13 protein-coding genes are annotated in these 12,700 nt (G+C 64.9%); 5 read left to right on the top strand and 8 right to left on the bottom strand.

Annotated features, from left to right (window positions below; translation table 11 throughout):
- The first annotated feature begins 12 nt into the window (after positions 1-12).
- Complete coding sequence (locus tag AB1A62_RS16175) at positions 13-945, top strand: glyoxylate/hydroxypyruvate reductase A (RefSeq protein WP_366662494.1); 933 nt, start codon at positions 13-15, stop codon at positions 943-945.
- Between the two features lie 83 nt (positions 946-1,028).
- Here the strand turns inward: AB1A62_RS16175 and AB1A62_RS16170 are convergent, their stop codons facing one another.
- The 7 genes from AB1A62_RS16170 to AB1A62_RS16140 all read right to left on the bottom strand — a co-directional run bounded on the left by AB1A62_RS16170 (position 1,029) and on the right by AB1A62_RS16140 (position 7,997).
- On the bottom strand, positions 1,029-3,044 hold the full coding sequence (locus AB1A62_RS16170) for a M3 family metallopeptidase (protein WP_366662493.1): 2,016 nt from the start codon (positions 3,042-3,044) through the stop codon (positions 1,029-1,031).
- 80 nt (positions 3,045-3,124) lie between these two features.
- Positions 3,125-3,475, bottom strand: coding sequence for a hypothetical protein (locus AB1A62_RS16165; RefSeq protein WP_366662492.1), 351 nt, complete (start codon positions 3,473-3,475; stop codon positions 3,125-3,127).
- A gap of 9 nt (positions 3,476-3,484) precedes the next feature.
- On the bottom strand, positions 3,485-4,534 hold the full coding sequence (locus AB1A62_RS16160; RefSeq protein ID WP_366662491.1) for a HesA/MoeB/ThiF family protein: 1,050 nt from the start codon (positions 4,532-4,534) through the stop codon (positions 3,485-3,487).
- Positions 4,534-4,989 carry a dUTP diphosphatase gene (gene dut, locus AB1A62_RS16155; protein WP_366662490.1) on the bottom strand — a complete coding sequence of 152 codons (456 nt, stop codon included), beginning with the start codon at positions 4,987-4,989 and terminating at the stop codon, positions 4,534-4,536. Before dut ends, AB1A62_RS16160 begins: the two co-directional genes overlap by 1 nt.
- 39 nt (positions 4,990-5,028) lie before the next feature.
- Positions 5,029-6,225 carry a bifunctional phosphopantothenoylcysteine decarboxylase/phosphopantothenate--cysteine ligase CoaBC gene (coaBC, locus tag AB1A62_RS16150; RefSeq protein WP_366662489.1) on the bottom strand — a complete coding sequence of 399 codons (1,197 nt, stop codon included), beginning with the start codon at positions 6,223-6,225 and terminating at the stop codon, positions 5,029-5,031.
- Between the two features lie 60 nt (positions 6,226-6,285).
- Positions 6,286-7,122, bottom strand: a complete 837-nt coding sequence (locus AB1A62_RS16145; protein WP_366662488.1) for a ChaN family lipoprotein — start codon at positions 7,120-7,122, stop codon at positions 6,286-6,288.
- Positions 7,119-7,997, bottom strand: coding sequence for an RNA polymerase factor sigma-32 (locus AB1A62_RS16140; RefSeq protein ID WP_366662487.1), 879 nt, complete (start codon positions 7,995-7,997; stop codon positions 7,119-7,121). Before AB1A62_RS16140 ends, AB1A62_RS16145 begins: the two co-directional genes overlap by 4 nt.
- Positions 7,998-8,271: 274 nt before the next feature.
- Here AB1A62_RS16140 and cobU point away from each other — a divergent pair, with 274 nt between their 5' ends.
- From cobU to AB1A62_RS16120, 4 genes are all read left to right on the top strand, one after another.
- Positions 8,272-8,790 (top strand): bifunctional adenosylcobinamide kinase/adenosylcobinamide-phosphate guanylyltransferase, encoded by a 519-nt coding sequence (cobU, locus tag AB1A62_RS16135; RefSeq protein WP_366662486.1) that lies wholly within the window; start codon positions 8,272-8,274, stop codon positions 8,788-8,790.
- Positions 8,787-9,368 (top strand): histidine phosphatase family protein, encoded by a 582-nt coding sequence (locus tag AB1A62_RS16130; protein ID WP_366662485.1) that lies wholly within the window; start codon positions 8,787-8,789, stop codon positions 9,366-9,368. Before cobU ends, AB1A62_RS16130 begins: the two co-directional genes overlap by 4 nt.
- Before the next feature lie 58 nt (positions 9,369-9,426).
- On the top strand, positions 9,427-10,110 hold the full coding sequence (locus tag AB1A62_RS16125; RefSeq protein ID WP_366662484.1) for a glutathione S-transferase: 684 nt from the start codon (positions 9,427-9,429) through the stop codon (positions 10,108-10,110).
- A 114-nt stretch (positions 10,111-10,224) separates the two neighbouring features.
- The gene (locus tag AB1A62_RS16120; protein WP_366662483.1) at positions 10,225-11,727 is read left to right on the top strand and encodes a YifB family Mg chelatase-like AAA ATPase; all 1,503 of its coding nucleotides are present in this window, start codon (positions 10,225-10,227) and stop codon (positions 11,725-11,727) included.
- Positions 11,728-11,747: 20 nt separating this feature from the next.
- Here the strand turns inward: AB1A62_RS16120 and gshB are convergent, their stop codons facing one another.
- Positions 11,748-12,680: a glutathione synthase gene (gene gshB / locus AB1A62_RS16115; protein WP_366662482.1), complete on the bottom strand. Its 933-nt coding sequence runs from the start codon at positions 12,678-12,680 to the stop codon at positions 11,748-11,750.
- Positions 12,681-12,700: the final 20 nt, after the last annotated feature.

The raw sequence follows: 12,700 nt of genomic DNA, 5'->3' as shown, positions 1-12,700 counted from the left end.
CAGGGAGTTCTCATGACCGCCAATGTCCTGTTTGCAGGCCGCGCCGATGGCTGGCCAACTTATGAGCCGCTGCTGAAAGCGGAGCTTGCACGGCTGGGTGTGGAGGCTGATCTGCGCAATGAATTCGCGCCGGAAGAGGTGGACTACATCGTCTACGCCCCCAGCGGGCCAGTGAGCGATTTCACCCCATTTACCCGCCTGAAGGCAGTGCTGAGCATGTGGGCAGGCGTCGAAAAAATCGTGCCTGTCGTGCCCGCTGCGGTGCCGCTCACCCGGATGGTGGACACCGGGCTGGAACAGGGCATGACCGAATGGGTTGTTGGCCACACGCTGCGCTATCACCTGGGCATGGACATGCAGATCCACGGGCTGAACGGGCGCTGGCACCGGCATGTGCCGCCGCTGGCCAAGGACCGGCATGTCACCGTGCTGGGCCTGGGCGCACTGGGCACCGCCTCGGCCAAGGCGCTGGCGGCGCTCGGGTTCCAGGTCTCCGGCTGGAGCCGAACGCAAAAGGAGATCGAAGGCATCACCTGCCACGCAGGACGGGACGGGCTGAAGGCGGCGCTGGAGCAGGCCGAGATCGTGATCCTGCTGCTGCCGGACACGCCGGCGACCGAAAACACGCTGAATGCCGAAACGCTGGCCTTGCTGCCCAAGGGGGCAAAGATCATCAACCCGGGCCGCGGGCCGCTGATCGACGATGGCGCGCTGCTGGCCGCGCTCGACAGCGGCCAGGTGGGCCATGCGACGCTGGATGTGTTCCGCATCGAGCCGCTGCCGCCGGAGCACCCCTACTGGGCGCATCCGAATGTGACAGTAACCCCGCATATTGCCTCGGAAACCCGCGAAAGCACCGCGGCTGAAGTCATTGCCGAAAACATCCGCCGCGGCGAGGAGGGCGAGCCGCTCTTGCACCTCGTCAATCGCAGCCTCGGCTACTGAACGGAAAAGAGCGGACTGGCGCCCGCTCTTTCACCTTTCCCAAAATACTTCTGCCGGAGGCAGCGCCCGCAAGGGCGCTTTCCTCATTCCGCAGCCAGGCCGCGGCCTTTCAGCAGCGCTTCCACGCCCGGCAGCCGCCCGCGGAAAGCGGTGTAGAGCTCCGCCGGGTCCGCAGAGCCGCCGGTCGACAGGATATGCTCCTCCAGCGCCTTGGCACGCCCGGCATCAAAGGCCCCGCCGGCCTCCTCAAAGGCGGCGAAGGCATCGGCGTCCATCACCTCCGACCACATGTAGCTGTAGTAGCCGGAGGAATAGCCGTCGCCGGAAAACACATGCGCGAAATGCGGCGTGGCATGGCGCATGATAATCGCGCTCGGCATGCCGATGTTTTCCAGTACCTCGGCCTGCTTTGCCATCGGGTCAGCAGGCGCCGGACCATCGTGGAAGGCCAGGTCGACCAGGGCCGAGGCCACATATTCCACCGTCTGAAAGCCCATGTCGAAATTGGACGCCCCCAGCACTGTCTCCAGCATCTCCGGCGGCATCGGCTCGCCGGTCTCCGCGTGGGTGGCGAACTCCTGCAGCACTTCCGGCACTTCCAGCCAGTGCTCATAGAGCTGGCTGGGCAGCTCCACAAAATCGCGCGCCACCGACGTGCCGGAGATGCTTTCGTAAGTCACATCCGACAGCATCTGGTGCAGCGCGTGGCCGAACTCGTGGAACAGGGTGCGGGCGTCATCCCAGGACAGCAGCGCCGGGTCTCCCTTGGCGAAGTTGCAGACGTTGATCACCACCGGCGCCTGCACCTGCGGGAACTTGGCCTGCTGCCGCATGGCCGAGCACCATGCGCCGGAGCGCTTCGAGCTGCGGGCGAAGTAGTCTCCGATGAAGACCGCCACGTGCCGGCCGTCCCGGGTCACTTCCCATGCGCGGCAGTCGGGGTGGTAGAGCGGCACGTCCAGCGGTTTAAACTCCAGCCCGAACAGGCGGTTTGCGCAGGCAAACGAGGCCTCGATCATCCGGTCAAGCTGCAGATAGGGTTTCAGTTCCGCATCATCCAGATCGTGCTCGGCCTTGCGGCGTTTCTCGGCGTAGTAGCGCCAGTCCCAAGGCGCCAGGTCGCCGTTGATGCCCTCGGCCTGCATCATCCGGGTCAGCACCTCGGCGTCATCCCCGGCCCGGGCCTTGGCAGCCTTCCAGACTTCCATCAGCAGCCCGCGCACAGCCTCCGGCGTTTTGGCCATTTCGGTTTCCAGCTTGTAAGCGGCAAAGTTTTCATAACCCAAGAGCTGCGCGCGCTCCTCTCGCAGTTGCAGGATTTCGGCGGCAATGGCCCGGTTGTCGGTCTCCCCGCCGTTGGCACCGCGGGCGGCCCAGGCCTTGAAGGCTGTCTCGCGCAGGTCGCGGCGCGGGGAGAACTGCAGGAACGGCGTGATCAGCGAGCGCGACAGGGTGACAACCGGGCCGTCCTTGCCCTTTTCCTCGCCTGCCGCCCGCGCCGCCTTGACCACAAACTCCGGCAGGCCTTCCAGATCGTCCTCCGAGAGTTCCATGAACCAGTCTCGTTCATCGGCCAGCAGGTTCTGGGTGAACTGGGTGCCCAGGGTGGCCAGCCTACCCTTGATCTCCTGCATCCGCTGGTCGGCCTCGCCTTCCAGCGCCGCGCCGCCGCGGACAAAGCCGCGGTGGGTCAGCATCAGCACCCGCTGCTGTTCGTCCGTCAGGTCCAGCTCCGCGCGCTGGTCCCACACTGCCTTGACCCGCGCATACAGCGCCTTGTTGGCGGTAATGGCGGAGAAATGCGCCGCGAGTTTCGGCGAGAACTCCCGCTGCAGCTCCTGCCGCTTGGGATTGCTGTCGGCGCCGGCCACGGTGAAGAACACGCCCAGCACCTGCTCCAGCTCGCGGCAAGGGGCTTCCAGCGCCTCGATCACATTGGCAAAGCCGGGCGGCTCGGAGCTGTTGGCGATAGCGTCGGTCCGGGCGCGGTGCGCCGCCAGCGCCTGTTCCAGCGCGGGGGCGAAATCTTCATCGGAAATGCTGTTGAACGGGGCAATTTCAAACGGCGTGTCCCAGCGGGACAGAAGCGGATTGGACATGTGCAGGTCTCCTTTGCAGGCGACGCTAGCGGGAAAGCAGGGGGGCCGCAATTGGCCTTTCCGTGCGCGTCACCGGCACCTCAGCCGCCCGCCCCGTCGCCCTCTGTCAGCTCTACGGGAATGATGCGGATTGGCACGTCGGCAACATTGGCCGCCCGGGCGATGCGCCATTCGTACCGGCCCATGCGGCCATCGGTGTCGATCAGAACCACCACCGGTTCCTTGCCGGTGATCTCTGCCGCAAACAGCGCCTGCTGTATGCTGTCGAGGCTGCTGCGCTTATCCAGCCCGAACTCGATGACCCGGTTTCCGTTTTCGCAATCGGTGCGGATGGAGGCCGCGCCGCCGGGATAGGTGAAGTCATGCACCTGTTCCGGCTGGCCGCCGAACAGGGCGCCGCAAAGGAGCGCGATGTAATGGGCTTCGTTCACTGGCGGGGATCAGCTTTCCGCGCTGCTGCCACAGGCCGGACACCCCTCCCGCCGGGACAGGCGGATCTTGCGGGTTTCACCGTACAGCCCGTCATAGATCAGCATCTCGCCCCGCAGCACCGCTCCGGCACCGGTGATCTGCTTGATGGCTTCCACCGCCATCATCGAGCCGACCACGCCGGGCAGCGGGCCGATCACCCCGGCCTCCGAACAGCTGGGCGCAAGGCCGGCCGCGGGCGCCTCCGGGAAGATGCACTGGTAACAGGGGCCTTCTTCGGCCGGGTGGAACACGCTCAGCTGGCCCTCCCATTGCGACAGCGCGCCGGAGATCAGCGGCTTGCCCAGCGCCACCGCGGTGCGGTTGGCCAGATAGCGGGTACCGAAATTGTCGGTGCCGTCGAGGATCAGGTCATATTCGGCAAACAGCTCCGACGCGATCTCTTCAGTCAGGCGGCGGTTGTACGGGCGCACCTCCACGTAGGGGTTCTGCGCCTGCATCGCGGCCTGGGCCGAGAACACCTTGGGCTTGCCGATGTCCGCGTCCCGGTGGATCACCTGGCGCTGCAGGTTGGCATTGTCGACCGCGTCGTCGTCGATCACCCCGATGGTGCCCACTCCGGCGGCCGCGAGGTATTGCAGCGCAGGCGCCCCCAGCCCGCCGGCGCCGATCACCAGCACCTTGGCGTTCTTCAGCTTCTTCTGCCCCGGACCGCCCAGTTCACGCAGGACGATATGGCGGGCGTAGCGGTCGAGCTCGCTTTCGGTGAAGGTGCTGGCGGGTTGGCTCATCTCGGCTTCCTGGGGCTTGGCACGGGTCTTCAGAGCGGCCACGATACGCGCATAAAACCCGGCCACAAGGGCAAAGCCGCCCAGCATCAGCCAGGGCGCCACGGAACCGCCAGTGCCTTCGCGCAAGGGGTGCCCGTCCGGCAGGGTCAGCTGCACCGCCAGGACGGCAGTGAACAGAACAGCCAGCAGCGTTATGCGCAGATTGCGCGGCAGCCCAAGGAACCGGCCGCCCCACCAGATCAGCGCTGCCAGGACCAGAATCCGCAGCATCAGGCCTGCCCGGTGGAGCCGAACCCGCCGTCGCCCCGCTCAGTTCCGGAGAGCGCATTGGTAAGTTCAAACCGCGCCTGCAGCACCGGCGCCACCACCATCTGGGCGATACGCTCGCCGTGGTGGATCTCGAAAGGTTTATCACCTGCGTTCAGCAGGATCACCCCCAGCGGACCGCGGTAGTCGCTGTCAATTGTACCAGGCGTGTTTGGCAGGGTGATCCCATGCTTCAGCGCCAGCCCGGAGCGCGGCCGGATCTGCACCTCATAGCCCGCCGGGATCTCGATCCGCAGCCCGGTCGGCACCAGCGCCCGCTCGCCCGGCTGCAGCACTAGGCAGCCGCGGTCCGGCAGGTTGGCGCGCACATCGGCACCCGCTGCCCCGGCGGTTTCATACGACGGCAGCGGCACATCCCGGTCCGCCCCCTCATCGTGGATCACACGGATAGTCACCATCACAGCGCCCCTGCTTCTTCTTTGTTCAAATACTCAATTTCACCCGGCCAGCGCTGCCGCGATCCGGTCTGCCAGTTTGCGGGCGACCTCATCCTTGTCCATGCGCGGCCATTCCTCGGCGCCATCGTCAGAGATCAGGATCACCGCGTTTTCGCTGCCGCCCATGATGCCGGTCGCGGGGGAGACGTCATTGGCCACGATCCAGTCGCAGCCCTTGCGCTTGCGCTTGGCGGTGGCGTTTTCCACCACATCGTTGGTCTCGGCTGCAAAACCTACCACCAATCCGGGGCGGCCGTTCTTCATCTGCGAGACGGTCTTCAGAATGTCCGGGTTCTCGGCAAATTCCAGCACCGGCAGCCCGTCCTTGGATTTTTTCAGTTTCCGGTCAGAGGCGCTGGCCACCCGCCAGTCCGCCACCGCGGCGGCAAAAACCCCCGCATCGGCCGGCAAAGCTGCCTGCACCGCGGCCTCCATCTCGCGGGCGCTTTCCACCGGCACCACCTGCACCCCCTCGGGGGGGCGGACTTCTGCCGGTCCCGTGATGAATACAACGTCCGCTCCCTGATCGCGCAAAGCACGGGCCACCGCTGCTCCCTGCGCCCCGGAGGAGCGGTTGGCGATGTAGCGCACCGGGTCGATCGGTTCATGCGTCGGTCCGGAGGTCACCAGAATACGTTTGCCCTTCAGCGGGCCGTCCGCGAGCTTGGCTGCAATCGCCGCGAGGATCTCGTCCGGTTCCGCCATCCGGCCGGGTCCGAATTCACCGCAGGCCATGCTGCCCTCGTTGGGGCCCACAAAGGACACACCGTCCGCTTTCAGGGTTTCAAGATTGCGCCGCGTCGCCGGATGCTCCCACATGCGGACGTTCATCGCAGGCGCCAGCAGCACCGGAGTGTCGGTCGCCAGCAACAGCGTCGAGGCGAGGTCATTTGCAAAGCCTTGCGCCATTTTCGCCATCAGATCGGCAGTGGCCGGCGCCACCACCAGCAAATCAGCGCTGCGCGACAGCTGGATGTGGCCCATCTCCGCCTCGGCCGTCAGGTCGAACAGCTCCTGATGCACCGCTGTCCCGGCCAGGGCCGAAACCGACAGGGGCGTCACGAACTCCGCGCCGGCCCTGGTCAGGACCGGCGTAACCCGTGCGCCTTGATCCTGCAGACGGCGGATCAGCTCCAACGACTTATAGGCCGCAATGCCGCCGCCGATTATCAATAGAATATGTTTGCCAGCCAGCATTTGCGCATCCTCGCCCGGTTTCCCGCGACCTTACTGCGGCGCGGCACAAGAGTGAAGCAGTCACCCGTCCGTGCGGAAGGCAAGGCAGGGATCAGGCCGTTCGGCCGCCGGGGCATCGAGCACCAGATCAAACTGCCCGCTGATCTGCCCCATTTCGGACTGGCCCAGACTGCGGATCACCGCATCGGGACGGGCTTTTGCCAGGTAGACGGCCAGCCCCCGGTCCATGCGGGCGTGGCCGTTGCCGGTGATCACCGCTACCGGCCCGCCCGTGTCAGCAAGCGCCCTGTCTGCGGCAGCTGCAAGTGTTGCATCCCGCAAGCGCTGAAAATCCACCAGCACCGGCAGCATGTCCTCAGGCATCGCATTGCAGTGATTGGCCTGCTGATCCGCCTCCCGCGCCGCCTGTTCTTTCTCCGGCAGCGGCTGATCCAGTCCAAAGCGGGCAGAGGGCTCCGCCCCGAAATAGGCAGCCGCACCCTGTTCCAAGGCTTTGGCCGCCTTGTTCCGCGGGACCAGCGCGCCGTACTGTCGCGCGCCCTTGGCCGCCGCAAAGACCGGTGCATAAAAGGCAAACTCCGGCCAGCCGCTCGCGGCCCAGTCCAGCTGGCTTGCCGTCTGCTCTGCGTCGGCAAGCGCATCCGGATCCAGCATAGCGGCCCGCTCTGCCGTGATCATTTCCCAGACCACGGCCTTGGGCTCAAGCGCAGCCAGCAGCGCAGCCTGCCGCAAGTGGTGGTCGGCATTGTCATGCACTTCGCCAAGGATCACCACATCGGCACCGCGCAGCGCGTCCGCTGCTGCAGACACCGCATCCGCACGGGCGCTAGACAGGCCAAGCGCCGCCAGTGCGGCGGCGCTTGCCATGATCTTCAGGAGGCTGATCCGCTTTCTCATGAAAGCAGTTTGTGCACCTCGCGCGATTGGCCTTCAAGGCACTTGCGCATTTTCTGGAACGCTCCGGCCTCCAGCTGCCGCACCCGCTCCTTGGACAGGCCGAGTTCCGTGCCCAGGCTTTCCAGTGTGCGGGGCCGTTCGCGCAGCTTGCGCTCGGTGATGATGAACCGCTCGCGCTCATTCAGAGCCTGCAGCGCCGAGACCAGCCACTTGCGCAGCTGGCGGCGGTCGTGCCGCTCCTGCACCAGCTCTTCGGCCTGCGAGGTTTCATCCTCCAGCGCGTCAATCCATTCGCGCCCCTCTTCATCCGCGGACTGGATCGCATTGAGCGAGAAGTCGGCACCGGACAGGCGCCCCTCCATCATCTCGACGTCCCGCAGCGGCACTCCGATTTCGGTGGCGATTTTCTGGTGCAGCTGATGCCGGTCCAGCCGCACACCCGACGCGCGGGCCTCGCGCTCGAACTGCGCCTGCACCCGGCGCATGTTGAAGAACAGCGATTTCTGCGACGAGGTGGAACCGGTGCGGACCATCGACCAGTTGCGCATCACGTAATCCTGAATCGATGCCTTGATCCACCAGACCGCATAGGTCGAGAAGCGCACCCCGCGGTCCGGGTCAAACTTATCCGCTGCCTTCATCAGACCCAGGCCTGCTTCCTGGATCAGGTCGTTCATCGGCGCCCCGTACCGCTTGAACTTGGCGGCCATGGAAATAGCCAGGCGCATATAGGCGTTAATGAGCCGGTGCAGCGACTGCACGTCGCGGTCATCCCGCCAGGCATAGGCCAGGCGCCGCTCGGTCTCTGCATCCAGCAGTTCCGCCTTCATTGCCTGTCTTGGCAATGGGTTTTCAACTGTTTGATCAAGTGCCATGTGTTTTCCCCCCGGAAACTAATTAACAAACTGCCGCCTGGGGGCGTGCTTGGAACAATCGGGGGCCCGGTTTTCATAGGCCGCAGCAACAGCGCACAGGATGCGACTTTCGGCTCATCCAAAGGCCAAAACGGAAAAGTTAAATTGTATCTTGGCCCCTGCGCAGTCAATTCCGGCCTTAATAAGTGGAACCCCGGAACGCTGCGGTCTCTTGTCTTCACCGGGCCCTGCAGTTACCCACAGGAACGGCTTCGGACTCATAGGTTAGCAAAAAATGCCGTCAAATGTAACTTTTATTCTGGGGGGCGCCGCCTCAGGGAAGTCGGCATTTGCCGAGCAGCTGTGCTTAAACACTGGAAAAGATAAGGTTTACTGGGCAACCGCACAAATTTTTGACGCTGAAATGCGCGATAAAGTGTCCCGACATCTCGAACAAAGGGGCACTGGCTGGGCGACTTTTGAAGAACCGGAAACAGCTGCGCAAGTGCTGGATCCGCTCACCTCCGCCCAGATTTGCCTGATGGACTGTGCCACGATGTGGCTGACCAACCACCTGCTGGCCGAACATGATCTGGAAACGGCACAGGACGAGCTGATGTCAGCCATCGGCCGCTGTCAGGCGGATCTGGTGATTGTCTCCAATGAAACCGGGCTTGGCATTGTGCCGGAAAACAAGCTGGCCCGCCGCTTCCGCGAGGCGCAGGGGCGGCTCAATATTGCCTTGGCCGCGCAGGCGGATACCGTGGTTCAGGTGACGGCCGGGCTGCCCCTGGTCCTGAAGGGGGCACTGTGACGACCCGGCTGTTTCTGGTGCGGCACGGGCCGACCCACGCGAAATGCATGGTCGGCTGGTCCGACCTGCCTGCGGACCTGTCCGACACGGCGGCCTTGAATCGCCTCTCGGAATACCTGCCAGCCGGAGCGCTGGTAGTGTCCTCCGACCTGTCCCGCGCAGCAGAAACCGCCAGCGCCATCCAGGGCCACCGGGACCGGCTGCCGCATGACGAGGCCCTGCGCGAGATCCACTTCGGCGCCTGGGAGCTGCGGACCTGGGCCGAGGTCGACGCCGAAGACCCGGAGCGCATCCGCGCCTATTGGGAAACGCCGGGGGACGTGACTCCCCCGGGCGGAGAAAGCTGGCATCAGGTTTGCGCGCGGGTGAACGCAGCCATTGACCGGCTGATCGCAACCCACCGGGGCTGCGACCTGATTGTGGTCGGCCATTTCGGCCAGATCCTGACCCAGATCCAGAGAGCGGAAATGCTGACCGCGGAAGAAGCCTTTGCCCACCGCATCGACAACCTTTCGGTCAGCGAAGTCTCCTATGGGCCGAATGGCTGGCAAGCCGGGGTGATCAATCACCTACCGTGACGGGTGCCATCACAAACATTCCATTTTGAAATAGGGCGCCCCGCGCTAGCCTCCTGCCATGGCTTATGAAATCTATATTGGCGACCGCATGTATTCCAGCTGGTCATTGCGCGGCTGGCTCATGCTCGAAAAATTCTCCCTGCCCCATAGCGTGCATATGGTGGGGCTTTATTCCGGAACCATGGCACAGGAAATGGCGCATCTGGCCCCGGCGCGGCTGGTGCCGGCGCTGCGCACACCGGAAGGCATGGTGGTCGGCGAAAGCCTAGCCATTGCCGAAACCCTGGCTGAACGCCACCCGGAAGCGAAGCTGTGGCCTTCCGACCCGGCGCAGCGTGCCGCGGCGCGCTGGCTGGCGGCAGAAATGGTGGCTGGCTTCTCGAGCTTGCGCGGCGAATGCCCGATGCAGCTGGGCCATATCTATGAAGGCTTCGAGGTGTCGCGCGGTGTTAAGGCCGACCTGGAGCGGATCGAGGCGCTGTTTGCCCATGCCCGCAAAGTTTCCGGCCGCAGCAGCGGTTACCTGTTCGGGGACTATTCTCTCGCAGATGTGTTCTATACCCCGGTTGCGGCCCGGATCATGGGATACGGCCTGCCGGTCTCTGAGGACACCCGCACCTATTGCAAGCTGCTGCTGTCCGACCCGGCAGTTCTCAAGTGGCAAGCACTGGCGCATGAGGTCAGCTACGACCCGGAGCCCTATGCGACGGACCTGCCGAAGCGGCCCTGGTCGCTGCGCTGAACCGGACGCCAGCGCGAATTCTGCGTTAATTCGCTGCTGGCCGTCCGCATGTTAACCAATCAGCAACCACGATTGCCAAGCATTTCTCCCTGACCTTTCAGGAAGCGGGGAGAGATGACAGCACGGTCCTACACGGTTGCCTTTCAAGGCGTCGAAGCCCGCCAGGTCGAGGTGCAATGCGCCGTCGCGCCCGGACTGCCTGCCTTCTCGGTGGTCGGCCTGCCGGACAAGGCGGTTCAGGAAGCGCGCGAGCGGGTAAGGGCAGCTTTTGCTGCCATGTCCATCGCCCTGCCCTCGCGCCGGATCACCATTAACCTGTCGCCCGCGGACCTGCCCAAGGAGGGCAGCCATTTCGACCTGCCGATTGCGCTCGCCTTGCTGGCCGCCATCGGCATCGTCCCGGCGGAAAAGGCAGAGGAAACCATCGCCCTGGGAGAACTCTCTCTGGACGGGCAGCTGATGCCCGTGGCCGGTGCCCTGCCCGCAGCGGTCACAGCGGCGGAGGAAGGCCGGATGCTGCTCTGCCCGAAACCCTCAGGGCCGGAGGCCGCCTGGGTCGATGCCGCGCAGGTGATCGGTGCCGCCACCCTGACCGAGGTGGTGCAGCACTTCACCGGCCAGCGGCGTATCGAACCCGCCGCGCCGGGCGAGGCCGTCAGCGGGTTGGGCGGCAAGGACCTGCGTGATGTGAAAGGACAGGAATCCGCCAAGCGGGCGCTGGAGATCGCCGCCGCCGGCCGCCACCACATGCTGATGGTCGGACCGCCGGGTTCCGGTAAGTCGATGCTGGCAGCTCGGCTGCCCTCGATCCTGCCGCCGCTGTCACCCGCGGAAGCTCTGGAGACCTCGATGATCCATTCCCTGTGCGGGTTGATCGACGAGGGCGGCATCAGCCGCGCCCGCCCCTTCCGCGAGCCGCACCACACTGCATCCATGGCGGCCATTGCGGGCGGCGGACGGCGGGCCCAGCCGGGCGAAATCAGCCTGGCCCACAACGGCGTGCTGTTTCTGGACGAGCTGCCGGAATTCGGCCGCCCGGTGCTGGAAACCCTGCGCCAGCCGCTGGAAACCGGCGAGGTGATGGTGGCGCGTGCCAATGCCCACGTGAAATACCCCAGCCGTTTCATGCTGGTGGCCGCCGCCAACCCCTGTAAATGCGGTTATCTGGCTGATGCCAACCGGGCCTGTTCGCGGGCGCCGATCTGCGGCGCGGACTATCTGGGCCGGATCTCCGGCCCGCTGCTGGACCGCTTCGATCTGCATCTGGACGTGCCGCCGGTGGATGTGGCCGACCTTGAGCTGCCGCCCAGCGCCGAAGGTTCCGCCGAAGCTGCCCAGCGGGTGGCGATCGCGCGGGAAATGCAGACCGCCCGGTTCCGGGATCACCCCGGGCTGCGCCAGAACGCCGATGCCGAAGGCGCGCTGCTGGAGGAGATCGCCGCCCCGGACGCCGAAAGCCGCGACCTGCTGATCCGCGCTGCCGAACGCTTCGGCCTCAGCGCACGCGGTTACCACCGGGTGCTGCGGGTCGCGCGCACCATCGCGGATCTGGCCTGCCAAGAAGAGGTTCAGCGCCCGCATTTCGCCGAAGCGCTGAGCTTCCGGCTGCCCGGCTGAACCGGGCTTAGCCATCAACCTCAGAGCTTGGCTTCGATCGCCTGCCAGATCTTTTCGGCGATATTCACCCCGTCGAAGCGCTCCAGTTCCTGAATGCCGGTGGGCGAAGTCACGTTGATCTCGGTCAGGTAGTCGCCAATCACATCGATGCCGACGAAGACCTGGCCCTTTTCCCGCAGCAGCGGGCCGATGGCAGCGCAGATTTCCAGATCGCGCTCGGTCAGGCCAACTTTCTCAGGCCGCCCTCCCGCATGCATGTTCGAGCGGGTCTCGCCCGCGGCAGGCACCCGGTTGATGGCGCCAACGGCTTCGCCATCGACCAGGATAATGCGCTTGTCACCGTTGCTGACATCCGGCAGGAACTTCTGCACGATCAGCGGCTCGCGGCTGAAGCCAGTGAACAACTCGTGCAATGCGGTCAGGTTGCGGTCGCCGTGGTCGAGCCGGAACACCCCTGCCCCGCCATTTCCGTAAAGCGGCTTCAGGATGATGTCGCCATGCTTTTCCTTGAACGCCTTGATGGTTGCCAGGTCGCGCGCAATCGCCGTCGGCGGGGTCAGGTCCGGGAAATCCAGCACCAGCAGCTTTTCCGGGTAGTTGCGCACCCAGAAGGGATCATTCACCACCAGCGTCTGCCCCTTGAGCCGGTCCAGGAGGTGCGTCGAAGTGATGTAATGCATATCAAAGGGCGGATCCTGGCGCAGCCAGACCACATCGAAAGCACCGAGGTCTACCTCCCGCTCCGGACCCAGCACCGCCGGAACGCCCTCGACCCGCTGCACGATCATGTCATGGCCGCGGGCGGTGACATGGCCCTCCTGATAGGCCAGGTGGTCCGGCGTGTAGAAGAACAGCTCATGGCCGCGCGCCTGCGCCTCTTCGGCTAGGCGGAAGCTGCTGTCCGCATTGATGTCCACGCCCATGACAGGGTCCATCTGAAAGGCGATTTTCATGGCAGTATCCCTTGTAAACT

The sequence above is a fragment of the Leisingera sp. JC11 genome (assembly GCF_040704725.1).
Classification (GTDB): domain Bacteria; phylum Pseudomonadota; class Alphaproteobacteria; order Rhodobacterales; family Rhodobacteraceae; genus Leisingera.
The sequence above is the reverse complement of the archived record's forward strand: the minus strand, read 5'-3'. Positions and strand labels throughout refer to the sequence as shown.